Below are 24,545 nucleotides of genomic sequence, written 5' to 3'. Positions count from 1 at the left end.
CAGAGGGTGAAAAGTGCTTGTGCATAAGAAGTCCATGAAATTATCCAATTCACAAAAATCAATAAAGCTCATTAAGTGCTGATTTTATTGATAATCACAGGTATTTTTAGCTTTTGGTAAAAACCTGCTGTCCATGGTGGTTTTCAATGAAATCCATGCTGCTTGTCCATACTTTGTCCATGTCCAAAATTAGGGATGGGCGTTTTTCTCTTCTAGGTTTGGGGTGTTGAACCTTAAAAACCAAAAAGTTATGAAAACAAAACACCAAACCTTAAGAGTATTTATGATAATGCTTGTAAGTGTATCATTATTAGGTGTAGTTTCCTGCGGTAGCGAAATTGAGCCCGTAGAACCACCTGTTGAAACCGGTGGAGGAGAAAATCCTGTAACTGAAACTCCAGAAGAGGAGACTCCCGAAACTGAAAACAATCCAGATCTTGATGCAATCAACGAGGCGATAGCCAACTTAAACTATGATCCTGAACAAATTTTAAATGTTCAAAGCACCACCGGTACAGTGCCCACCAATGACCGAACTAATAAAAATACGGATTTGGGATGGGTTACAGAATGTAGAACCATTGATTATAATATCCGCTCCAATTTTGAGGACGTAGTGGTCTTTGATCCAACCATAGGTGTAATTTACCCCGGAGCTTTGGTTATTGGGAATGGAGATTTATTGAATGGGGCTCCGTTGCCCTTGCAAGTTTCCAAAGCCCCAACAAAACTTCGTGTAGATTTGCCCGGAATAGGTGAGGGGGGTAATATTACTGTTGACAATCCTACCTTTCAGAATACGCAGGCCAGTATTGATGGAGCTCTGGAATATTGGAATGCACAAATCCAACCTCAGGGATATGAGATAGATGCTGACACCTATTTTGAGAAAACCACGGCATATAGTCGGGAACAAATGAGCCTTGACCTTGGTGTAAGCACCGAATGGTCCAAAGGGTCATCTTTTGAATCACAATTTGATTATACCAAGACCACAGAGAAAAGAGTAGCAACGCTATTGTATAGACAGGTTTTTTATGACGTGGTCATGGAAACCCCGGAAAGTCCAGCTGCCGTTTTTGGTAATGATGTAGATTTGGCGACGGCACAGTCCATTCTTTCCAATGAAAGTCCGCCAGCCTATGTTAGCTCGGTGCAGTATGGAAGAATCATCATGATGCGAATGGAAACCACGGATACGGAAACTGATGTTAATCTGGAAGCTGTTTTGGAATACAAAACCGCCAAAAAAGGAGCTACTGTTGAAGTTAACGCCGAATATGAAAAAATCATCAAAGAATCGACTATTAATGTGGTGACTATTGGTGGAAATGCACAAGTAGCCACCGAAGTAATCACAGGGAGTGAAATAGAAGAAGGTAAAGGAGGTCTTAACTATGTTATTTCTGAAGGAGCACTCTACAGTCGTGATAATCCTGGAGCACCAATTGGTTATACCGTAAAGTATTTAAAGGACAACAGAATTGCGAAAATGGGGTACAATACCGACTATCGTGTTGAAAAATGTACCACATTTGAGTATGTCCATAAGAATGCAAAGCTTAGAAAAGAGATTCTGGTGGATGTACGATTCCGATTCTCTTACAAAGTGAAGGGCACACAGACGGTAAAAGAGACCGAATGGAGAAAAGTGGATAAACAGAACATATTCTTTAGCATGGCTCCTCCCAAAGGCGCCCATGATGTAACCATTCAATTCCAGTTCTGGGACCTGGCTTGGAGAACCCTTGGGGAAAAAACGCTTGGGTATTTGGATAAGGAATACTGTTATGAGGCCTATTGTTCCAAACGCGTTTTAGGTGTTTGTACCCAGTACACATTCCAAAGCGTGAGCTGTAATTAAGACTAGATAATCTAAGCAGCTGGCCGCTCAGGTTGGGTTCAACAACTTGATGCCGGCTGTTATTTTATTTTGATTGTCATTCCCGCGAAGGCGGGAATCTTTCTTTTTAGGTCTCGACTGCGCTCGACCTGACATAGAGTTATTTTTTAGTCTCCACCAATTCCAATTGGTCTACACTTACATTTGTGGTAAATATGCCGTAGTTGACTACGGCTTTGTTTTTTTCCAAGGTGTCTATGCTACCCACGGCTTTTCCATCTTGTAAACGCACTCTGTCGCCGACTTTGAATACAGGTCTTGGCTTGTTCTTTTCTTTTTGGATAGCCTTTTTCTTTTCGATTTTTTTCTCCTGTCGAACTTTTACTATTTTCTTTTCCAGTTCTTGGGCTACCTGTTTTTTCTGTGTTTGTTTGGCCTTGGCCTGCTTTGCCGTGGTTTTTCTACGCTTACTGTTTTCGGTTTCCACAATGCGAAGGAGTTCTGAAATCAATGGGCGTTTTTTGTTGTCAATAAAGTATTTTTCCGCAGCGGTATTGATTTTATCCCCTAATTGGATCATACGTTGGTTGTGGTCGTACAACTCTTGATAGTTCTCCAGTTTGGATTTAATTTTGGCATTCAGCTTTTCCAAACGCTCTGCTTCTTCACGGGCTTTGGTTTCTTCATCTTGCAATCGAGAGCCCGTCTGGACCATTTTGGAACGCTCTTTTTGTAATTTGGCAATGGTGGCATCAAAACGCACCTTACCACGTTCAATCTTTTTCTTGGCTTTATTTATAAGCGAATAGGGGATTCCATTTTTTTGAGCTACTTCAAACGTAAAAGAGCTACCCGCTTCTCCCAAAATCAATTGAAATGTAGGTTCCAAGGTTTTAGAGTTAAAGAGCATATTGGCATTGGTAGCATGCGGGAGCTCATCCGCAAGTGCTTTAAGGTTGGCATAATGCGTAGTGATGACACCATAGGCCTCCCGCTCATAAAAAATCTCTAAAAAGGCTTCGGCAAGAGCACCACCAAGTTCTGGATCACTTCCCGTGCCAAATTCATCAATTAAGAACAAGGTTTTGTTGTTGCATTTCTTTAAGAAATGGTTCATGTTCTTCAACCTATAACTATAGGTGCTTAAATGGTTCTCTATGGATTGGTTGTCTCCAATATCCGTTAATATTTTATCAAATAAACAAACAGAACTCCTTTCATGTACGGGAATTAAAAGTCCTGATTGAAGCATTACTTGAAGTAATCCAATAGTCTTCAATGTAATACTTTTTCCTCCTGCATTAGGCCCAGATATTACAATAATCCGGTTTTCTGGATGCAGTTGAATCGTTTGTGGCCAGGTCTTTTCTTTTTTGAATTTATTGGTCAAATAGAGGAGGGGGTGATAGGCATCTCGAAGAAACAATTCTTTTTCCTCATTGATTTCGGGAAGCAATGCATTCATGTCCAAAGCATACTTGGCCTTACCTGCAGTGATGTCAATATGTGTTAAAAACCCTTGATACTGTTTCAGCAGGTAGTCAAAAGGACGTATATCGTTGGTTAACCGGTTTAAGATACGTTGAATTTCCTCTTTTTCCTCAAATTCCAGATTGCTGAGTTCCCGAGTATAAGATAGTGTTGCCTCAGGAATAATATAAACTATACTTCCCGTTTTGGAATTGCCCATGACGGTTCCTTTGACCTTTTTTCTGTGCATGGCTTTTACGGCCAGCACCCTTCTGTTTTCTACGACAGACTCTCGAATATCATCCAAGAAATCTGAAGATTGACAGCGAGCCAGCGCTACCCCAAAGCTTTGATTGATTTTTCCCCGCATTTCGTTGATGCGCAATCGTATGTTTCGAAGATCATCTGAGGCGGAATCTTTAATCTCGCCAAACTTGTCGATCACATAATCTATGGAGTTTGGAATCTCGACATTTATATCAAGTTGTTCTGCTGTTGAAAAGAGTAAAGGGTAATATTCCTTGAATTTTTTGAAGAACTTGTGATGTAGTGCAACGGTTTTACAGATATTTCCAATTCTTCTAAAACCAGAAATCTCCAAAGTAGTGTTTTCAATCTTTAATAGCTTCAATTCAGCATTGATAGTATCAAAGCCATGGTTTGGAATACGATTGTCATTTGAGAATGATGCAAGATACTCAGAAGTTTGCCCTAGAACATCAAGCAACAATGTTTTATCGGCCAACGGTTTTATTTCCAAGGCTTCTTCTTTGCCCAATTCCGTATTGCACCGTGCGGATACCTGCTCCAGAACAGTTGGGAACTCTAAATCTTGAAGTGTCTTGGGATGAATGTTCTGCATTTTCTTAACTAGCGGGGCAAAGATAGGTATTCAATCCACGAAACAAGGAATGTCAGCAATCAATTTATAAGTCCTCCAACAGGTAAACCACTTGGTACACTTTCCGGAATGGATTTATCAAAATCATCATCGTTCAAGGTGTTGAGGAATGCAATAATCAGAGCCATTTCCTTCACGGTCAATTCTAATTCCCGTACAAAAGGGTCAAACTGAGATGGCTCTATATTAGGGTTTCGCTGAATATTATTGGAGATATCCTCGTAAAATTCCAACACCCTTCTCAAGGTCATAAAGCTACCGTTGTGCATGTACGGGGCTGTAAACCTAAGGTTTCTTAAGGAGGGAGTTCTAAAGGCAAAACTATCTTTAAGGTTAACATCGGCAACCCCAATATCCATTGTTGTTAATTTGGAGTTTTCCGGTGCTCCTAAAACGTGCATCTTATAATCAGAAAACATGGGGCCATTATGGCAATTGATACATCCCACTTTTTTGAACAATTCAAAACCATCTTTTTCCCGAATGGAAATAGCACTGCCATCCCCCCTCATATATTGGTCAAATCGGGAATTGTTGGTAACCAAAGTTCTTTCAAAAGCGGCAATGGCCTTTCCCAAATTTTCAACAGTGATGGATTCTTGCTCTTTAAAAGCATCCCTAAAAAGATTTTGATATTTCTCTATACTTCGTAATCGTTTTGTAACAACATTAAGGATTTCATCTTCTGTAAAACTTCGTCCACGCATTTCCTCCAAAGCTTTGATAGGCTCCAGTGCTTGGTCTTCCAGACTTTCAACTCTATCATCCCAGAACATCGGAGCGTCTTCAGGAGAGTATTTTCTGTGGCTTTGCAATCCATTGAATGCTGTGTTCAATATTGTTTGTGCGTTGCGCTTAACAAATGGGATATTGTTTGGACTATTGAATTTACGTTTACTTCCAAGACCTTTGGCGTTGGTTCCGATGGAAATGTCCAAAAATTCTGCATATCCCATTTCAGGATGATGGCAGGTGGCACAAGAAATGTCTTTATTGCCTGATAAAATGGGGTCATAGAACAACAGTTTGCCAAGTTCTTCCTTTGCAACGGATGCAGGATTGTTTTTTGGAGCAATCACATCTTTAGGCAAGGCGGTAACAGTAGGTAAGACTTTCGACTTTTTCTCAACCTTGATTTCTTCGGATTTTGGGCCCCTGCATCCCAAGGAAAGAATGAAAACAAATAGCAGCAGTTTGAGGTGCTTTTTTTTCAAGGGTGAAAAGTAAATTTATTGATGCATAAAGATAAGGCAATGGTGTTTTAGGTGGCCATTTATTTTATTAAAAATAAACCCCAGTGGTTAACATTATCATAGCCAAAACGGCCAGTATTACGACCAATGGCATGATGAATTTCAACCATTTGTTGTACCCTACGTTTACTAAGGCCAAGGATGCCAAAAGAATCCCGGTAGGACTGATAAACTTAAAAAGACCAACTCCAAACTGATAAGCATTGACCATAATTTCGCGTCCAATGCCTACATTATCGGCCAATGGAGACATTATGGGCATGGTTAATACGGCCATTCCAGATGAAGATGGAATAAAGAAGGCCAACCCATTATATAAAAGGAAGGTTACATTGATGAAAAAACCTTTGTGCATGCCAGATGTCAACTCTGAAGCGTAGAATAGCAAACTGTCACTGATTTGACCGTCTTCCATCAACACCGTAATCCCCCGAGCAATACCAATGATGAATGCCACGCTGAGCAGGTCTTTTGCTCCCGACATGAATTCAGTTACAAATTCTTTCTCGTTTATTCGTGATATTAGTGCAATTATGAGGGCCCCTGCGAGAAAAACAGAGGTCATTTCCATAAACCACCAACCAAGTTGAGAGACTCCGTACACCATGACAAGGAAACAACTAGCAAAAACCAGAAGGACCAATTTTAGTTTTCCATTGAGTTTCGTTGTTGTTGATTTAATAGGCCCCATGAACATCTTTTCTATTTCCTCTTTTTGATCATAGATAAGGGAACGCTCTGGGTTCTTTTTTATCCGTTGCGCGTATCTCGTGATGTAGGTGACACACAATATAAGCCCAAGCCCAAGCATTACCAATCTGCTAGTAAGCCCTTCTGTCCAATTAATGCCGGCAGCATCAGATGCAATAATGGTGCTGAATGGATTTACCGTTGATGCCAATGTGCCAATGGATGAGCCAATATAAATTGATGCAACACAGGTTATTGCATCATATCTAGTCGCCAAGAAAATGGGAATCAGTATGGGGTAAAAGGCAATGGTTTCTTCTTCAAGACCAAATGTAGTTCCCCCCAGTGCAATTAAAGTGGTGACCATGATAATAAGAATAAACTCCCTGCCTTTTAATTTTTCTGCCAACCAGGCGATTCCAGCTTCAAATGCCTTTGTGGCATTTACAATACTGATAAGCCCACCAATAATTAGTACAAGCAGGATAATATCTGCCGACTGCATAATTCCTTTGAGTGGGGCTTGAACGAATTCAACAACTCCTTGTGGTTGGCCATCTGTTTGTTGATAGGTATTGGGAATGCTTATGGGTTTGGAAATGGCTCCTTCTTTGAATTTTTCAACAGGAATTTGAATAGTAAGTTCATCCAATGTTTTCTGTGTTGCCTTCAGGGACTGGTTTTCTCCTCCAGATTGTATCACAAAAGTATCTGAATCACCGTTGTAGGATAAACGATCATATTGCCCAGCTGGAATTATCCATGTTAAAAGACATACAACAGCTGAAATAATGAATAGGATGGTGTGAGCCGTTGGAAACTTGATTTTTTTGAAAATTGACATGATCGGTTACAATCTTTAGTGGACAGGAAAGATATTATTTTTAGATTTATCCAAAGAAATCACCAAGATATAAATGGATGTAGCCATAGACCTTAGCTGGAAACCGCATTTACAAAAGGAATTTGATGAACCTTACTTTCTTCAACTAACAGAATTTGTTAAGCAAGAGTATGGTCAACATACTTGCTACCCAAAGGGTAGTAATATTTTTGCGGCTTTTGACCATTGCCCTTTTCATGAAACTAAAGTGGTTATCATTGGTCAAGACCCTTATCATGGCCCCAATCAAGCCAATGGTCTTTGTTTTTCTGTTAAAGATGGAATTCCACATCCACCTTCGTTGGTAAATATCTTTAAAGAAATCAAAGTAGATGTAGAGCAGCCATATCCCAAAAGTGGTAATCTTGAGCGATGGGCAGCACAAGGGGTATTGCTTTTAAACGCAACTTTGACTGTTAGGGCCCATCAGGCTGGTAGTCATCAAAAGAAAGGATGGGAACGATTCACAGACTCGGTTATACAGATCATATCATCAGAGCTTGAAGGTGTTGTTTTTCTGCTCTGGGGTGGTTTTGCCAAGAAGAAATCAATATTGATCGATCAAACCAAACATCATGTTCTTACCTCTGGGCATCCATCTCCATTAAGTGCCAATAGAGGTCTTTGGTTTGGGAACCAACATTTTAGCAAAGCCAATTCACTTTTATCAGATATGGGAAAACAGTTGATAAGTTGGTGAATTACTTATTGAAAGTTATTTCTGAAAATATTATAAGAATTCGTACGTTTAATGAAATAACCCCCGTATAGGAAAATTCTTATATTTTGCGCAGACTGAAATCAGTATTATTGGTCGATGATGACGATACCACCAACTTTTTGAACAGGTTTTTTGTAAAGCAATTGGACAGCAACTTGGCTGTCAACACAGCTTGTAACGGAAAGGAGGCAATTGAGTTTTTAACTTCTTCACCCAAAGAAGAAAATATGCCCTGTTTGTTAATATTGGACACTAACATGCCGGTCATGAATGGGTGGGAATTTTTAGATGCTTTTGATCAGCAATTTGATGAAGATTTTAAAAAGAATGTAGTGGTTGTAATGCTTACCGCTTTAGACACTGAAGAAACCACAGCTTTGGCAATGTCAAACCCCAACGTTACAGACACTGCCCAAAAACCCTTATCAGATTTAAAATTTAGGGTATTGATCAATAAATATTTTTCTTAAAAACCAAAATGTAGAAATTCTTGAGGGCTTTTGGCCTCTGTGATTAGATCAAGACTTAAGAGCCTTTTTTGTATTTCAATCAGGGTTTCTTGTGAGAGCTGAGCCTGTCCCCAAATTGTTTTGGAAAGCCATTCTTGAATGTCCTCCAATTTTTGACCGTACCTATTGGCTAAAGTTCTATCTATACTGGGAATATTTTTAAATTCCATAGTATAAATGTTAATGATTTCAAGAATATGTTTTAAAAGATTGGAGTCGGAATTTAGGAAAGCATCTGTTGCAGCAATTACAAAGCATGGCCATGGAGTAGGGCAATCGCCCAATCTCTTAAAAATACCTTGGTCAACCAAAGGTTTGGTAGTAAAATGCTCCCACATAAAATAAGCTCCAGAACCTGAACTAAGATTTGAGACTGCACCTTCCAAATTATTGATAATCTCAAATTGTAAAGATTCAGTGTCCCATCCTTCGTTTTGAGCTTGTATGTAAGCCATTAGATGACTACCGCTGCCCATCCTGCTTATAGCTACTTTATCATTTTTTAATTCTTGAATTAATGAACGAGGGCTATCTGCTGCAACATGAATACCCCAAAGTAGGGGGGAAGAGACATATTCCTGTACAATTTTGGTTGGGTTTCCTTGTGAGATGCTTTTAACCAATCCTTCAGTAAGAATAACTGCTAGGTCGGTTTCTCCTTTTTGTAGCATCTGACTCATTTTTCCAGTCCCTTCAGGAATATCTGTCCATTCCAATTTTATGCCACGGTCTTCGAAAGCGCCATCTTCCATAGCTAAATGCCATGGGAGGTTAAAGTGTTCGGGAACACCTATTATCTTAACGGTTTTCATTTAATTATACTGTGAATTGATTGATTAAAAAAATCTATTTTGAAAATGCGGGGTAAACTTGTTTAGAGTAATTGGTAATACCATGTTTTATCTGGAAACAATCTTTTCTAAGGTATATTTAATAAGATCATCTACTGCCTTATTACCATTATTAGAAAACTCGCCATTAGCACGATTTGCTAAAATTACATTTAGGGAAACTGCCCTGTGTCCATGTAACTTAGCCAGTCCGTACATGCCAGCTGTTTCCATTTCATGGTTGGTAATGTTCAAATCTTGATAGGAGAAGGAGGCAAGTTTTGTGTTAAAGTCGGTGATTTTAGGAGATAATCGCAAACTTCTTCCTTGTGGGCCATAAAACCCTGAATTAGTTGATGTTATGCCAAATCGTATATGATTTGAGTTGAATATGTCACTTAAATCCTTGTCTGAATCCACGGCATACGCAATAATATCATGCTCTTTCCATCCCAGAAACTGATTGATTTGTTGTTCCAAGTCCTTATTTCTTGCTTGTCCAGCCTTATAAAAATGCATAAGTCCATCAAAACCAATGGCTTTTCTACTGAGTAAAAAAGAATCCACAGGTATCTCTGCCTGTATTGAACCGGATGTACCAATCCGTATAAAATCTAACCGGGTTTTGTTATTTTTTTCCTTTCTCGTAGCAAAATCAATGTTAACCAATGCATCCAGTTCATTGAAAACAATGTCGATATTGTCGGTGCCAATACCAGTTGAGATTACGGTAATCTTTTTTCCTTTAAGGAACCCCGTATGCGTTAAGAACTCGCGCTTCCCTTTTTCAACATCAATTGAATCAAAATACTTGCTTACCATTGCCACTCTATTGGGGTCGCCAACAGTAATTATGGTAGGGGCTATATCCTTTGGTAAAAGGTTAAGATGGTAGATGCTGCCATCAGGGTTCAGAATTAATTCTGAGTTTCCTAATGCAGACATACTACAGTTTTAGAATCCTGTTCGTTTCTGTATTGTATAAAAAGTTATACTTTAAAGAACCTCCCAAATATAGTTGATTGTCACGTATTTGTGAATAATAATTTGCCTTGTTCTCCAGAATTCCCTTTCCTTTTCTGGTAAGTTTAACCGGATTGAATGAACTGAATAGGGGTTTTAGTGAGCTGATCATACGGTCGTATTGTGTATCACCAAATCCGTAATATCCTTGATTTGTTAAAACTTCACCTAGGAGTTCTCTCCTTGTAGTAGGTTTTTTGGATATGACAGTCTCCAGAACACGGTTTTCCAGTTCATTTAGTCCATTTTTAATGGTTGGAAAACGTCTTAAATGTGCTTTTAAGGCTTCAGATAGGTATTCAAACTGAAAACCATTGTGTGCTATTAGGTTTTCTAATCTTATAGGATTGTCGCTGCAATACAATTGCCAGACATAATCTGCAAACTCAATATCATCCTGGGTAAGAATAGTTCTTTTATCATAAAGTGCTAAAAGTTTTTCATCACTAAGCTCGCTTAACCCGTACAATTTATCGCTATCATCTTCATTTCCGCTGCATACCAACGATATTTCGGCATGTCTTCTATGTGTTTTTAGCCAACTTAGCACGGCGAGCATGTTGATTTGGCAAAAAAGGTCGTATTCAAACCAAAGCACAATCTGATCTTGTTGCTTATGGTTGCACAGGGATCTATATTCCTTTAGGGTCTTTTCAACAAACCAAGATTTAGTAACCTTGTAGTTCTTGTTCAAAAATTCAAAGCGCGTTTTCCAGAAAGATTCACTACCTACAGTACATAGAGTTTTGCCTTCACAAAGCATTTCTCTCCATGTAATAATATCTCCCTTAAGATTTAGCGATTGTAGTTTTGACGTGAAACTGTCCCCGTTGGTAATATGCAACAGTGATTTCATTTTCAGCTAAGTTTTCGTCGGTTAGAAGGATTAAATGTAAGATTTAAACTAAGAACATAAAAATTTTTTCGTAAAACATTGATTGTCAATGCATAATTTTAACAATATGCTAAAAAGAGCTAATATTTTCCGTAACAATCAGCTATCCACCAACCCTTTTTACTGAAAAACCTTTATCCTTGAGAAAAGACATGATTTTATCACGATAATCACCTTGGATTATAATAGCATCATTCTTGTAACTTCCTCCAACGCTGAGCATGGATTTAATTTCTTTTGCAAGTTTTTTAAAATCACTGTCAGCACCGGTATAACCTTCAAGAATAGTTACGGGCTTTCCTTTTCTTTTTTCGTATTTACAGATTATTGGAGCCTCCTGCATCCAATAGTCAGGTTTCTCTTCCTTGGGACTGTTGCTTTCCTCTGATTTGTGATCTGGAAAAAGATTCTTTAATTGATCTTGTAAATCCACTAGTTATTTTTTTACCAATCCTAATTCAATCAACCTTTCATGAAGGTATTCGCCAGCAGTTGTATCATCAAAACCTTTAGGGTTTGATTCATCTACACAATTTTCTAGGCAATTTAAGGGCATTTCGCTAACGGGATGCATAAAAAATGGAATAGAGTATCGTGAGGTTCCCCAAAGTTCCTTGGGAGGGTTCACAACTTGGTGTATTGTAGATTTAAGTTTGTTGTTGGTTAATCGTGATAGCATATCACCTACATTTATCATCAATTGATCTGGTTTGGCAATGGCATCTACCCATTCTTTTTGATGGTTTTGAACTTGTAATCCCTTACCGTGTGCACCCATGAGCAAAGTAATCAGGTTAATGTCTCCGTGCGCAGCAGCTCTTACTGCATTTTTTGGTTCTTCTGTAATCGGCGGATAATGTATAGGTCTTAGAATAGAGTTTCCATTCTTGATCCATTGGTCAAAATATGTTTCCTCTAAACCTAGGTGTAGTGCTAATGCCCTAAGAACGTACTTGGCTGTTTTTTCCAGCATTTTATAGGTTTCTTTGCCTACTTCGTTGAAATTTGGGAGTTCACTAACTTCTACATTATTGGGGTACTCATCTTCAAGCTTGGAATTGTTTTCCACATATTGCCCAAAATGCCAAAATTCTTTTAGGTCCCCTTCTTTTTTTCCTTTAGCATGTTCTTTTCCAAATGATGTGTATCCACGTTGGCCACCAATACCTTCAATCTCGTAACTATCTTTGGTTTCTTGGGGTAATTGAAAGAACTTTTTGATTTCAGCATATAGTTGTCCTACCAATTGATCTGATAAAAAATGACCACTTAACGCCACAAAACCTATATTTTCAAAAGCCCCGCCTATTTCTTTGATAAACTTTTCTTTTCTAGCTGGGTCGTCAGACACAAAATCCGTTAAGTCCACGCTTGGAATTGCACTCATAACTTCAAATTTAGTTTACAATCAAAAGTAATGAATAATAGGAAACCTTTTTAAAAATTGAAGGCTATGGATGGCATTTTCATTACATTTAACCCAGTTGAATTTTTACTTTATGAGGTATCATATTGGAGGTCTGGATAAACAAAAACTTCTGGAACTGTATTTGGGTATGTTGAAACCCAGAATGATTGAAGAAAAAATGTTGATTCTGCTAAGGCAGGGCAAAATTTCCAAATGGTTTAGCGGAATAGGACAAGAGGCAATTGCCGTAGGAGTGACCCAAGCTTTAAATGATGAGGAATATATTTTGCCAATGCACCGTAACCTTGGGGTGTTTACGTCAAGAAACATTCCTTTACATCGACTTTTTGGTCAATGGCAGGGTAAAAAAAGCGGTTTTACCCAAGGAAGAGACAGGAGTTTTCACTTTGGTACGCAAGAACATAAAATCATTGGGATGATTTCCCATTTGGGCCCTCAATTGGGTGTTGCTGATGGAATTGCCTTGGCAGATATGTTACGTCGAAAGAAAAGGGTCACAGCGGTCTTTACGGGAGAAGGAGGAACCAGCGAAGGTGATTTTCATGAAGCCCTGAATATCGCATCGGTTTGGAATCTGCCCGTGCTTTTTTGTATAGAAAACAATGGTTATGGACTTTCTACTCCTACAAGTGAACAATACAATTGCAAGCATTTAGCAGATAGGGCCAAGGGATACGGAATAGAATCCCGGATTATTGATGGAAATAATATTCTGGAGGTGTTTTCCAAAGTAAACGAGCTTTGCAAAGCAGTTAGAAAACGGCCACGACCAATTTTGTTGGAATTTAAAACTTTTAGGATGCGAGGTCACGAAGAGGCCAGTGGTACTAAATATGTCCCTGAGAAGTTAATGAAGAGATGGGCGAAAAAAGACCCGCTGGTTAATTACGAAACCTTTTTATTGGATGAAAAGATAATTTCCAGAGAGGAAATTGAGCAATTCAAAGCTGATATTTCTGAGGAAATCAATTTAAATTTAAAAACTGCTTTTGATGAGCCTTTAATAGAAGTATCTGAAACTAAAGAGTTAAAAGAGGTTTATCAAGAATTTGATTACCTGCATATTGAATCCAAAAATAACTTAGATAATATTCGCTTTGTCGATGCAGTTTCCCAAGGTTTAGAACAATCTATGGAGCGCTACAATGAGTTGATAATATTGGGACAGGACGTTGCCGATTATGGCGGTGTTTTTAAAATTACCGAAGGTTTTACATCCAAATTCGGAAAAAGTCGTGTCAGAAATACACCTATTTGTGAATCGGCGGTAGTCTCTACGGCAATGGGCTTGGCCATAAATGGGATGAAGGCTGTGGTAGAAATGCAATTTGCCGATTTTGTCAGCACTGGATTCAATCCCATTGTTAATTATCTGGCAAAAGTACACTACAGATGGGGGCAAAATGCAGATGTTGTAGTTCGTATGCCGTGCGGTGGTGGAGTGGGAGCCGGCCCATTTCATTCACAGACCAATGAAGCTTGGTTTACAAAAACCCCTGGACTTAAAGTGGTATACCCTGCATTCCCGTATGATGCCAAAGGCCTGTTAAATACGGCGATAAATGACCCTAACCCAGTATTGTTCTTTGAGCACAAAGGACTCTATAGAAGTGTTTATGGGGATGTGCCAACGGATTATTATACCCTGCCATTTGGTAAGGCCAGTCTTCTTAAAGAAGGGGATTCGTTATCAGTGGTCACTTATGGAGCCGGAGTTCATTGGGCTATGGAAATTTTAGAAAAATACCCGGATATTCACGCAGATGTCATAGATTTGCGTACACTTCAACCTCTTGACATAGAAACAATTTTTGTTTCGGTACAAAAAACAGGAAAACTAATCGTATTGCAAGAAGATACGTTATTTGGTGGCATTGCCAGTGATATTTCTGCTATGGTCATGGAAAATTGCTTTGAGTATTTGGATGCTCCCATTAAAAGGGTGGGGAGTTTGGAAACACCAATCCCATTTGAAAAAGGTTTAGAGCAAAATTATCTACCCAAAGAACGATTTGAAATAGCGCTGACAGAGCTTTTTAAATATTAATAAAACCATTTTAACATTTTTTTAACAACACTGGTCGATAAATCCGGTGTCTCAATCGTATATACTAAAATTTAAATTCCAATTCTTATGGTAAAACAATCATTCTTTTTTATGGCATTAACGGCAATGCTGTTGGTGTCATGCTCTGTTTCTAAAAGCGCCAGGAGTCAACGAAACCTTTTTAGCGGTTCTTGGACTTTGAACAACATTTCCTATGAAAATAACACCGGTAATTTTAAATCCGTGATCTTCAATGATGCTGAAGATATTTGTTTTGAAGGAAGTGACTGGTTCTTTAGGGATAACAACAGTACGGGTAGGTATACCATTTCATCCAGTAGCTTGTGCCAAGGTGGAGATCGTTTCTTCAGATGGTCTGTAGTTGAGCCAACACAAAACTATAGTAGTCAATTGCAATTCAAGTTTATTGATGAAAAGCGAAAAGATATTTCCGGAGGTGTTGGATATCGTTTGAATATCACAGACCTTACAGAACAATCTATGACACTTAAATCCAATGTTTCGGTTGATGGTCAACCCGTTACCATAGTTTATGAATTCTCAAAAAGATAAAACCAAATGAAAAAAGTAATAGTAAGAAGCGTGACCGTTGTTATGGCCTTAAGCCTTATAGTGAGCTGTAATGCGGTCAAAAATGCAAACAACACCCAAAAAGGAGCAACTATAGGAGCTGCCGGAGGAGCGGTTATTGGTGGAGTGATAGGGAACAATGTAGGGAAAGGAAACACTGCACTTGGAGCAATCATTGGTGCTGTGGTTGGTGGAGCTGCCGGAGGATATATTGGCAATAGAATGGACCGACAAGCAGAACGTATTGAAGAGGAGATTCCTGGTGCAGAAGTAAAAAGAGTAGGTGAAGGAATCAATGTTACCTTTAACGAAGATGCTGGTGTATATTTTGATACCAGCAGATCTGATGTAAAAGGAACATCTGCGGCAACCTTGGATAAATTGGCTGGAATATTTAAAGAGTATCCAGATTCTTATATTTTGGTTGAAGGACATACAGATAGCGCAGGAAGTGAGGAGTACAACTGGAAATTGTCTCAGCAAAGAGCAGAATCGGTAACCAAATATTTGGTGGCAAAAGGAATTTCAAGCGGTAGGTTTACCACAAAATGGTATGGGGAAACTCAGCCGCGTGAAAGCAATGAAACATCTGAAGGCAAAGCCAAGAACAGACGAGTGGAATTGGCGATTGTTGCCAGTGATGAGCTCAAGCAAGAAGCTCAACAAAAAACAAAGGGCTAAAATATTAGCATAAAATGTTTTTTTGAGTCCCGATACGTTTGTATCGGGATTTTTATTTGTAAAAAAGCTATCTTCATGAAGTGAATAGTCCCGAAGTGCTTATTATTGGAGGAGGATTGGCAGGGTTGACCGCAGCCCTTGATTTATCGAAAAAAGGGAAAAAGGTTCTGGTGGTAGAAAAAAATAAATACCCTAACCATAAAGTATGTGGCGAATATGTTTCCAATGAAGTTAAGCCTTACCTAACGCAACTTGGTGTAATACTAGATGGCTTAGAACTACCTAAAATAGATACACTTCACCTCTCTACACAAAAAGGCAAACAAATATCAGTAAAATTACCCCTGGGGGGCTTTGGTATAAGTAGATACGCTTTTGACCATCAATTGTATTTACTGGCAATGGAGAATGGTGTTGGTTTTATTTTCGCGACAGTAGAAAATGTACAATATAAGGACGACAGGTTTTTGGTAAAACTTTCTTCCAAAGAAGAAGTTATAAGCAGCGTAGTCATTGGAGCATATGGCAAGCGGTCCAATATAGATATGAAGTTAAAGCGCGACTTCATTCAGCAAAAATCCCCATGGTTGGGCATCAAATGTCATTATGTAAACAATAGTCACCCTTCAAATGTGGTTGGACTACATAGTTTTCCTGGTGGATATGGTGGGTTGTCCTTAACTGAAAAAGGAGATGTCAACTTTTGTTGCTTGGTGAAGTATGAAAATTTTAAAAAGGAAAAGGACATAGCTTCTTTCAATAAAAATGTCGTTTATCAAAACCCAGTTCTCAAGGATTTTCTTTCCAGGGCTACGCCAAAATTCGAGAAACACTTGAGCATTGCACAAATTTCATTTGAAAAGAAGCAAGCGGTGTATAATCATATCGTAATGTGCGGAGATACGGCTGGGTTGATTCATCCGCTTTGCGGTAATGGAATGGCTATGGCCATACACAGTGCAAAATTGGCAGCAGAACAGGTGTTCAGGTTTTTGGAAGAACCCGATTTTTCCAGAATGGATATGGAAAAGAGCTATCAAAAACTATGGACAAAGAATTTTAACAAAAGAATTTGGATAGGTAGACAATTACAGCAGCTAATGTTACATACCAAGTGGTTTAATTTTGGAATGAACACTGCGGCCAATTCAAAAGTATTACTTCGCAGTTTGATTCGAAACACTCACGGAACACCAATTTTAAATTGATGGATTTTTCTATGAGAAGCAGAGCCTTGGAGCTCATGGATGATCCTAATATGGAGTTTGCCCTTTTAAAAGAAGCATACAAGGACATTAATAAATGTAATAGATTGTTGGGTGGGGAGTCTATCACTATCAATGCAGTATGGAATTTGATTAAAGAAAACCCACAAAAATCGTATACGATTTTGGATATGGGCTGCGGCGATGGTACAATGCTCAGGAAATTATCAGTGTTTTTAGGTGATAAGGGAATTTTGCATACCATGATGGGGATTGACCTAAGAGATGATGTTTTGCGAATAGCAAGGGGGGAATCGCAGGCCTTTGAGAACATAGAATTTCAAAAAACAGACATTCTAAAAGCAGATTCAAGTCTGTCTTGTGACATCCTTATCAATACTTTGACCATGCATCATTTTGGGGAAGAACGCATTGATGCCTTTCTGCATAAGTTTATAAACCTGTCCAAAATAGGTGTGGTGATCAATGACCTTCACCGTAGCAAATTGGCCTATTATCTTTTTCAATTATTTGGCTTCTTCTTCATTAAGACCCATGTTGCAAAATATGATGGGCTAGTATCCATAAGCAAAGGTTTTAAAAGAAGGGACTTGATATGTTTATCAAAAAAAATACCAAACGTTACACATAGAATTCAATGGAAATGGGCATTTAGATATGTATGGGTAATGAAATTCAACCGACAAAAGAGCTAATGAGTACAGTACGCATCGTTGGAGTCTCAAAACAGCTACCCAAGTATAGTAGGCAAACTTCTGATATACTTCCGTTTGTTGATGTATGGCTTTCCGGCCAAGAAGACCGTTTTAGAAGAAAGGTGATAAAGATATTTGAAGGAGCTGGGGTGGATTGTCGATATGGAATTATGGATATTAAAGAGGTGTTCAACGCCACTTCGTTTGAGGAAAAGAACAATATCTATGTTAGAGAGGTAAAGTCTCTTGGTGAACAGGTGTTGCGAAAATCGTTGACAAAAGTAAATTGGCAACCAGACTCCTTGGATTACATCATTACAGTAAGCTGCACAGGCATAATGATTCCTTCTTTGGATGCTTATTTGGTGAATGCACTGGACCTTCGGCAAGATGTTGTAAGGCTTCCCGTAACCGAAATGGGATGTGCAGCTGGAGTTTCCGGACTGATCTATGCTACAAATTTTCTTAGGTCAAATCCAGGGAAACGTGCTGCAATAGTTGCGGTGGAAAGTCCTACGGCCACTTTTCAATTGGATGATTTTTCCATGGCCAATATGGTAAGCGCTGCAATTTTTGGAGATGGCGCCGCTTGCGTTTTACTGTCTTCTGCTGAAGAAGACCAAGGGCCTGAGATTGTAGGAGAGGAAATGTACCATTTTAAAGATGCTACCCATTTAATGGGCTTTGATTTAACCAACACAGGTTTAAAAATGATACTGGACCCCGCCGTTCCAGAAGTCATTGCCAATCATTTCCCTCATATTGTTCATCCCTTTTTAAAGCAATTTAAATCAAGTATTGAAGAAGTGAATCATTTGATTTTTCATCCCGGAGGAAAAAAAATTGTGCAGACGGTTGAGGAATTGTTTGGTAAATTGGGGAAGGATATTGATGATACAAGGCAAGTGTTGAAAGATTATGGGAATATGAGCAGTGTTACTGTACTTTATGTACTGGAGCGGTTCCTAGAAAAAGAAATGGCAGACGGAGAACAGGGACTGATACTGAGCTTTGGCCCTGGGTTTTCAGCACAACGTGTCTTGCTGAAGTGGTAATTTAGTTAACAAATGGAACGAACATCAAAATGGGCATTGATTTTAGGGGGGAGTAGCGGTCTGGGCCTAGCAACCGCTAAAAAACTTGCTAAGCATAATTTCGGAATCATTGTGTTGCACAGAGATAGAAAGGCCGATATGGCGCTGATTAACCAAGAGTTTGATGAAATTGCGAGTAAAGTTGAATTGCACAACTTCAACATAGATGCTGTTAACCCCGAAAAGAAAACGGAAGTACTCCATAAGATTGGAGAACGCATTAAAGGCGAGAAAATAAATGTCCTCGTTCATAGTATTGCCAAAGGCAATCTAAAACCTATTCACGGAGAAGAAAACAATACTCTTGGCAATCAGGATTTTCACCTTACAATCGATGCCATGGCCATTAATTTGTACGATTGGGTGAAAACTTTGGTTACTGAGAAACTCTTTGCACATGATGCTAGGGTCATATCCTTTACAAGTGAAGGTAGTTATAAGGCATGGGAGAACTATGCAGCGATTTCTGCAGCCAAGGCCACACTTGAATCATTGACCAGAAGTATTGCGCTTGAATTTGCTTCTGTGGGAATAAAGGCCAATTGTATTCAGGCCGGGATGACAGAAACAAAATCTTTTAAACTAATTCCCAATAGTGATTTGTTAAGGGAAGAAGCGCTAAAAAGAAACCCCAACCATAGGTTGACAACACCGGAAGATATTGCCAATGTGGTGTATCTGCTAACGCGGGATGAGGCCAAATGGATTACGGGAGCGGTGATTAAAGTGGATGGAGGGGAGAGTTTACGATGAAAATTGAAATAAAACGAAGTGATGTCATCCTGAGCCTGTCGAAGGATTATAGAGGTATCGTCATTGGGTAATGAAAAAGTATTTTGTATATATTTTAAGCTGTTCTGACGATTCCTACTATATAGGAATCACAAATGATGTTTTTGAAAGAGAGCTGCAGCATAATCAGGGAATGGATACAAAAGCATATACGTTTACCCGACGTCCAGTACAATTGGTGTGGTATCAAGATTTTTTGAATCCAGAGGAAGCAATAGCCCGAGAGAAACAATTAAAAGGATGGAGCAGAAAAAAGAAACACGCCCTGATAAACGGAGATTACGATATGCTTCCCAAATTATCGAAAAATAGTCTTCGACAAGCTCAGACTGACAATAAGTGGATAATCACCAAACTCCCATATTCCCATCCCTTTCTCTTTGTGGATGCGCTAAACCATATTGACGAAAACTCCGTGGAAGGCACATATAACTTCAATAAAAATCTGGACTTCTATAATGGTCACTTTAAAGGGTTTCCGGTCACACCGGGCGTGATATTAACGGAATGTTGCGCTCAAATTGGAGTGGTTAGTCTGGGTATTTATCTTTTAGGAGACAAAAATTCGTTTGATGGAAAGAGATTGAATATTGCAATGAGCAGTTCTGAAATGGAGTTTTATTTACCTGTTTTTCCAGGAGAAACGGTAAAAGTCACTTCCAAGAAAGTGTATTTCCGTTTCAATAAACTAAAATGCCAAGTTAAAATGTTCAATACTGCTAATAAATTGGTTTGCAAAGGTATTTTGGCGGGCATGCTTAAAACGGATGAAGATGGAAAATAGGGTGGTGGTTACTGGAATGGGAGTATGTGCGCCAAATGGAATTGGTTTGTCTGAGTTTGTGCAAAGTTTAAAAAATCAAACAAGCGGAATAAATTTTCATCCAGAATTAAAAAACCTAAATTTTGGATGTCAAATTGCTGGTAAACCGGATATTGATAATATTGATCTAAATAAATACTTTACCAATGTTCAATTAAAAGGGCTCAATGCCAGTGGCATTGTTTATGGGGTAATGGCTGGCAAAGATGCATGGGAAGATGCTGGATTGACCGTTACTCCCGAAGAAAACCCTGATTGGGACTCTGGGGTAATTTTTGGAACTGGTATTCTTGGAGTGGACAAATTCAGGGAATCTATCTATAAAGTTGATGAGGGCAATGTCAGACGTTTGGGGAGTACTTCTGTGGTTCAGACCATGGCTAGTGGAATAAGCGCATATTTAGGTGGAATGTTGGGCTGTGGAAACCTGGTCACCACCAACTCATCTGCCTGCACCACAGGAACGGAAGCGATTTTAATGGGTTATGAGCGTATAAAATTAAAAAAAGCAACAAAGATGCTTGTTGGTAGTTGCAGCGACAGCGGACCTTATGTTTGGGGCGGATTTGATGCCATGCGCATATTACCAAGAAAACATAATGAGAATCCAGAAGCTGCAAGTAGGCCCATGAGTGCCACCGCTACTGGATTTGTGCCCGGTAGTGGGGCAGGAGCTTTGGTATTGGAATCCTTGGACAGCGCCTTGGAGCGTAGAGCTACTATTTATGGGGAAATTATTGGAGGAGCTATAAATAGTGGGGGGCAAAGAGCAGGAGGTACCATGACAGCACCCAACAATGAAGCTGTGGTACGTTGCTTAAAATCTGCACTTGAAGATTCAAAAATAAAAGCAGAACAGGTAGATACAATTAATGGACACTTGACCGCAACGGCAAAGGATCCAGCAGAAATCAAAAACTGGAGCAAAGCATTGGGAAGAAAAGGAATAGGTTTTCCGTATGTAAACTCTTTTAAAGGTATGTTTGGGCATTGCTTGGCGGCGGCTGGGAGTATTGAATGCGTGGGAACCCTACTTCAGTTCAGTGAAAATCAAATTTTTGGAAACGTGAACTGTGAGGACATTCATCCAGAGATAAATAAAATTGTGGATGAATCTCGAATTCCCCGATCTACATTGAACATTGCCCCAAAAATCATTGCAAAGGCCAGTTTTGGTTTTGGAGATGTAAATGCCTGTGTTATTTTTAAAACATATGATTTTGAATAGTATAATTTGATCTCGACTGCGCTCGACCTTACATTTATGGCAATTCACACATCCAGAGTAATGTCACCCTGAGCCTGTCGAAGGGCTGCTGAATTATAGATAAAAGGAGTAATTGTGTATTTTACGCTGACAAAGTTTTAATCCAAAAAGTATAAATGGAAAAAGAACGTTATCAAAAATTAAAGGAAATAGTGCAAACGTACCTACCAGATGATGTTTCGGAGGATACCATTCAGTTGGAGAGCAATTTTACCCAAGAGTTGAATATAAATTCGGCTAACCTGGTAGATATTGTGCTGGATGTTGAAGATACATTTGATATCATGCTTGAAAATGAAGATATGGATGGCATGCAAACAGTAGCAGATGCTCTAAAAATCATAGATACTAAAATAGCCAGCAAACAATCATAACATTATGAAGAAATTTTGGAACTACGCCAAGCAAAAACTAAATGTGGATAAACGACTGATTGCAATCTACTGCGTTATTTATTTTTTATGGGGAATGGGAATGGACTGGTTTGGCATGCAGGCGGGAATCGCAAAATTCACCTTTTGGTGGCAGGTGATTACTTGCTACATTTTGTATATGGTGCCTGTTTCTTTGTTGCTGCGAGGACTTCCATTTCATATGCAATATGCCTATGGACTTATTGCAATGGGTTTGTTGGAGTTTGCCGGCTATGCCCTGCAAACCTCCTATGCATACCCAGATAATATATTGGACCAATTTTTCAACATTCGGAATTTTAGCTTGGGTATGGCGCTGTTCTTTGCCCTTTACTTTCCTACTGGGAATTGGTTGGTTGGAAAGATATATGCTTTGCTTTTTGAAAAGAGTTAATTACTTCGATTATTTGTCATTCTGAATAATGTAGTGAATGAAGAATCCCACGTACCACGAAGATGCTTACTATGTCTCTTTCATTTTGGTGTTAAGTCCAGCCCATCTTTCCTTACCCAAAAAAAAAGCCCTTAAGGGCTCTTCTGCAATAAAAAACATGATATGAAAAAACCAAACTACTCTTCTATGCCAAAATATTTTGCAACTGCATGGTAATCATTAGTATCTATTCCATCTGCTTTAAGTTGGGATATAAGATTTTCATTGCCATTTTTGCTGGTTAATGGAGTTTTAATGGCCACTATTCTAAAAATAGTGAATTTTCCTATTGTCACATTGTAAGGAGTATTGGTTGAAGTTTGATAAAATTTCAAGGTAAATTCGGCTGTATCTTCATTGTACTCAATCCTTGAATAGTACAAATCTGCTTCAAGTGATCCTGGAACGGGAATCAATATACCATTTGATTGTTTAAGGTAAAAAAAGATGGTGTAATCAGGTAAGTCTTGTGGAGCAATAGCAAGAGTGTTAGTGTAGGTTGGGCCTGCAAAATCTGACATATCAATATCAAAACGTTTTACATTGGCGTTGCCATCCTGGCCATCATTCCCATCATTTCCTTTTTCACCATTAAGTGATTCCAGCCATTCGTTTTGTGTACCTTCAAAACCTTCGGCAACCGCTATTTCATATGCAGAATCTCCATTCTGTCCTGGCTCTCCTTTAACAGATTCTCCCGGATCTCCCTTAAGCCCCTGTTCTCCGGTATCTCCTTTGGAGCAGGAAATAAAGGTGACTGAAATTACCACACAGCCCAAAACCAATAGTCTTTCTAATTTCATAAAATTACTTTTGATTACTAAGATAGAGCCGCATGAGGCCTTAATATTCTATGAATTGATAGATGTGCTTTATGAGTTGATGGAAGAGTTGGTTGGGTTTAAATGCTTAAGTATAGGAGGTAGAAGGCGAAGATGGAGAGTGAAAGGTTATTCTATGTCAAACATCATTTTTATTTTCACTAGGTTATCTTCCCTTTTCTTCTTGATTTTGATTCCATAATCAATGGAATACAGCTCAGTTGTGCCAATAAGTTGATTTTGTTTTCTGATAAAAGTGATGGTAATAGGTTTTGTTGTTTCCTTAATCACCAAATTGCCTTTCACAATCCATTTTTCATCCTTTACGATTATCTGTTTACTCTTAAATGTGATTCTTGGATAATCATCAACATCAAAATATTTCCCGCTGCGTAAAGACCAATTACGGAGTCCATTGTTAGTGTCAAGGGTTTTGGAGAGCACAGACCCTTGCAAAAGGGAATTTTCAGGATGCTCCCAATCAATGCTGGATGTAGATTCAAAACCAGTGATGGTTCCGTTGACTTTTTTTGAAACAAATTCAAAAGAAATTTCAGCCTTAGCGATTCTTGCCTCTTGTGCCAATACATTTTGGTGAGACAGGCCAATGGACAAAACAAGGAAAAAGGAAAAAACTTTTATCATAAAAAATGATTCAAACTACTTAATAGGTCTATTGGGAAAGATACTACTTACAGTTTTGATAATCAAAAGATGTTTTTGGAGTAGAGAAGAGAGACGCTTGTTATGCCTTTAAATAAATATTAAATCTTTTAAAAAATGAAGTTAATATCTTATAAAATTGTAAGATAATTAGTATCTTCAGTGGAGGTTTTGATGCATTGCAAGTTTAAGTTGAATGGTATGGATAATGTAACCAAAAATAGCACTGAACAGTTACAAGGATTATTGATAAGAATGGAACGAAACAATAATATTGTTCGCCAGCTTTCCAAAAAAATCAATGCATACACTAGTGAGCCTACCAACCCGTCCAGATTTGAAAAATTACATGAACTAAGACGTGGGTTTATGTTTTTTAATGCACAACAAAAGCACATTATGGGACTCATTGAGCAAAGACGAGTCTCTTCCATAAAATTGAAAGAGGATATTAAACTGCACTTGAACCAATTTAAAAAGCTAGAGAAAGACATAGCTGCTTATCTCTTGGATGTCAACCAATATTCTTGAACTGGACAAGACCTATTTGTG

At 38.7% G+C, this 24,545-nt stretch carries 25 protein-coding genes; 15 read left to right on the top strand and 10 right to left on the bottom strand.

Going from position 1 to position 24,545, the window contains the following annotated elements; all coding sequences use genetic code 11:
* The first annotated feature begins 250 nt into the window (after positions 1 to 250).
* Positions 251 to 1,864: a thiol-activated cytolysin family protein gene (locus tag CRO15_RS09005; protein ID WP_097045459.1), complete on the top strand. Its 1,614-nt coding sequence runs from the start codon at positions 251 to 253 to the stop codon at positions 1,862 to 1,864.
* A 139-nt stretch (positions 1,865 to 2,003) separates the two neighbouring features.
* On the opposite strand, the gene CRO15_RS09000 is transcribed toward CRO15_RS09005, so the two are convergent.
* From CRO15_RS09000 to CRO15_RS08990, 3 genes are all read right to left on the bottom strand, one after another.
* Positions 2,004 to 4,175: an endonuclease MutS2 gene (locus CRO15_RS09000; RefSeq protein ID WP_097045458.1), complete on the bottom strand. Its 2,172-nt coding sequence runs from the start codon at positions 4,173 to 4,175 to the stop codon at positions 2,004 to 2,006.
* A 59-nt stretch (positions 4,176 to 4,234) separates the two neighbouring features.
* Positions 4,235 to 5,428 (bottom strand): cytochrome-c peroxidase, encoded by a 1,194-nt coding sequence (locus CRO15_RS08995; protein ID WP_097045457.1) that lies wholly within the window; start codon positions 5,426 to 5,428, stop codon positions 4,235 to 4,237.
* A gap of 67 nt (positions 5,429 to 5,495) precedes the next feature.
* The gene (locus CRO15_RS08990; protein ID WP_097045456.1) at positions 5,496 to 7,001 is read right to left on the bottom strand and encodes a YfcC family protein; all 1,506 of its coding nucleotides are present in this window, start codon (positions 6,999 to 7,001) and stop codon (positions 5,496 to 5,498) included.
* A gap of 73 nt (positions 7,002 to 7,074) precedes the next feature.
* Between CRO15_RS08990 and ung the strand changes: the two genes are divergently transcribed.
* Entirely contained in the window at positions 7,075 to 7,740 is a 666-nt protein-coding gene (gene ung, locus CRO15_RS08985) for a uracil-DNA glycosylase (RefSeq protein WP_097045455.1), read from the top strand.
* Between the two features lie 86 nt (positions 7,741 to 7,826).
* Entirely contained in the window at positions 7,827 to 8,231 is a 405-nt protein-coding gene (locus CRO15_RS08980) for a response regulator (RefSeq protein WP_165769940.1), read from the top strand.
* Here CRO15_RS08980 and CRO15_RS08975 read toward each other — a convergent pair.
* From CRO15_RS08975 to CRO15_RS08955, 5 genes are all read right to left on the bottom strand, one after another.
* A complete protein-coding gene (locus CRO15_RS08975; RefSeq protein ID WP_097045453.1) occupies positions 8,228 to 9,082 on the bottom strand; it encodes a substrate-binding domain-containing protein in 855 nt (284 codons plus the stop codon). The genes CRO15_RS08980 and CRO15_RS08975 overlap by 4 nt on opposite strands.
* An 87-nt stretch (positions 9,083 to 9,169) precedes the next feature.
* The gene (locus CRO15_RS08970) at positions 9,170 to 10,045 is read right to left on the bottom strand and encodes a nucleoside phosphorylase (protein WP_097045452.1); all 876 of its coding nucleotides are present in this window, start codon (positions 10,043 to 10,045) and stop codon (positions 9,170 to 9,172) included.
* A gap of 1 nt (position 10,046) precedes the next feature.
* Positions 10,047 to 10,979, bottom strand: coding sequence for a DUF1835 domain-containing protein (locus CRO15_RS08965; RefSeq protein ID WP_097045451.1), 933 nt, complete (start codon positions 10,977 to 10,979; stop codon positions 10,047 to 10,049).
* Positions 10,980 to 11,121: 142 nt separating this feature from the next.
* Complete coding sequence (locus tag CRO15_RS08960) at positions 11,122 to 11,451, bottom strand: translation initiation factor (RefSeq protein WP_097045450.1); 330 nt, start codon at positions 11,449 to 11,451, stop codon at positions 11,122 to 11,124.
* A gap of 3 nt (positions 11,452 to 11,454) precedes the next feature.
* The gene (locus tag CRO15_RS08955; RefSeq protein WP_097045449.1) at positions 11,455 to 12,405 is read right to left on the bottom strand and encodes an isopenicillin N synthase family dioxygenase; all 951 of its coding nucleotides are present in this window, start codon (positions 12,403 to 12,405) and stop codon (positions 11,455 to 11,457) included.
* Positions 12,406 to 12,517: 112 nt separating this feature from the next.
* Here CRO15_RS08955 and CRO15_RS08950 point away from each other — a divergent pair, with 112 nt between their 5' ends.
* From CRO15_RS08950 to CRO15_RS08900, 11 genes are all read left to right on the top strand, one after another.
* A complete protein-coding gene (locus CRO15_RS08950) occupies positions 12,518 to 14,494 on the top strand; it encodes an alpha-ketoacid dehydrogenase subunit alpha/beta (protein ID WP_097045638.1) in 1,977 nt (658 codons plus the stop codon).
* Positions 14,495 to 14,581: 87 nt separating this feature from the next.
* Positions 14,582 to 15,067, top strand: a complete 486-nt coding sequence (locus CRO15_RS08945) for a lipocalin family protein (RefSeq protein ID WP_097045448.1) — start codon at positions 14,582 to 14,584, stop codon at positions 15,065 to 15,067.
* 6 nt (positions 15,068 to 15,073) lie between these two features.
* Positions 15,074 to 15,766 carry a YiaD family glycine zipper/OmpA-like lipoprotein gene (locus CRO15_RS08940; protein ID WP_097045447.1) on the top strand — a complete coding sequence of 231 codons (693 nt, stop codon included), beginning with the start codon at positions 15,074 to 15,076 and terminating at the stop codon, positions 15,764 to 15,766.
* Between the two features lie 80 nt (positions 15,767 to 15,846).
* Positions 15,847 to 16,974, top strand: coding sequence for an NAD(P)/FAD-dependent oxidoreductase (locus CRO15_RS08935; protein ID WP_097045446.1), 1,128 nt, complete (start codon positions 15,847 to 15,849; stop codon positions 16,972 to 16,974).
* On the top strand, positions 16,974 to 17,687 hold the full coding sequence (locus tag CRO15_RS08930) for a methyltransferase domain-containing protein (protein WP_243396937.1): 714 nt from the start codon (positions 16,974 to 16,976) through the stop codon (positions 17,685 to 17,687). The genes CRO15_RS08935 and CRO15_RS08930 overlap by 1 nt, the downstream gene beginning before the upstream one ends.
* Positions 17,687 to 18,742, top strand: coding sequence for a type III polyketide synthase (locus CRO15_RS08925; protein ID WP_097045637.1), 1,056 nt, complete (start codon positions 17,687 to 17,689; stop codon positions 18,740 to 18,742). Before CRO15_RS08930 ends, CRO15_RS08925 begins: the two co-directional genes overlap by 1 nt.
* Before the next feature lie 12 nt (positions 18,743 to 18,754).
* On the top strand, positions 18,755 to 19,534 hold the full coding sequence (locus tag CRO15_RS08920) for an SDR family oxidoreductase (protein WP_097045444.1): 780 nt from the start codon (positions 18,755 to 18,757) through the stop codon (positions 19,532 to 19,534).
* 70 nt (positions 19,535 to 19,604) lie between these two features.
* Positions 19,605 to 20,357: a GIY-YIG nuclease family protein gene (locus CRO15_RS08915; RefSeq protein WP_313788461.1), complete on the top strand. Its 753-nt coding sequence runs from the start codon at positions 19,605 to 19,607 to the stop codon at positions 20,355 to 20,357.
* Positions 20,347 to 21,624 carry a beta-ketoacyl-[acyl-carrier-protein] synthase family protein gene (locus CRO15_RS08910; RefSeq protein WP_097045635.1) on the top strand — a complete coding sequence of 426 codons (1,278 nt, stop codon included), beginning with the start codon at positions 20,347 to 20,349 and terminating at the stop codon, positions 21,622 to 21,624. Before CRO15_RS08915 ends, CRO15_RS08910 begins: the two co-directional genes overlap by 11 nt.
* Before the next feature lie 155 nt (positions 21,625 to 21,779).
* On the top strand, positions 21,780 to 22,037 hold the full coding sequence (locus CRO15_RS08905; RefSeq protein WP_097045443.1) for an acyl carrier protein: 258 nt from the start codon (positions 21,780 to 21,782) through the stop codon (positions 22,035 to 22,037).
* 4 nt (positions 22,038 to 22,041) lie between these two features.
* A complete protein-coding gene (locus CRO15_RS08900; protein WP_097045442.1) occupies positions 22,042 to 22,470 on the top strand; it encodes a hypothetical protein in 429 nt (142 codons plus the stop codon).
* A gap of 176 nt (positions 22,471 to 22,646) precedes the next feature.
* On the opposite strand, the gene CRO15_RS08895 is transcribed toward CRO15_RS08900, so the two are convergent.
* Both CRO15_RS08895 and CRO15_RS08890 read right to left on the bottom strand, forming a co-directional pair.
* Positions 22,647 to 23,312: a hypothetical protein gene (locus tag CRO15_RS08895; protein ID WP_097045441.1), complete on the bottom strand. Its 666-nt coding sequence runs from the start codon at positions 23,310 to 23,312 to the stop codon at positions 22,647 to 22,649.
* Between the two features lie 147 nt (positions 23,313 to 23,459).
* On the bottom strand, positions 23,460 to 23,975 hold the full coding sequence (locus CRO15_RS08890) for a YceI family protein (RefSeq protein ID WP_097045440.1): 516 nt from the start codon (positions 23,973 to 23,975) through the stop codon (positions 23,460 to 23,462).
* Between the two features lie 219 nt (positions 23,976 to 24,194).
* Here CRO15_RS08890 and CRO15_RS08885 point away from each other — a divergent pair, with 219 nt between their 5' ends.
* Positions 24,195 to 24,524: a hypothetical protein gene (locus CRO15_RS08885; protein WP_097045439.1), complete on the top strand. Its 330-nt coding sequence runs from the start codon at positions 24,195 to 24,197 to the stop codon at positions 24,522 to 24,524.
* Positions 24,525 to 24,545 lie beyond the last annotated feature (21 nt).

Source organism: Flagellimonas pacifica, from assembly GCF_900215465.1.
GTDB lineage: Bacteria > Bacteroidota > Bacteroidia > Flavobacteriales > Flavobacteriaceae > Flagellimonas > Flagellimonas pacifica.
This window is presented reverse-complemented; position numbering and strand designations above follow the sequence as displayed.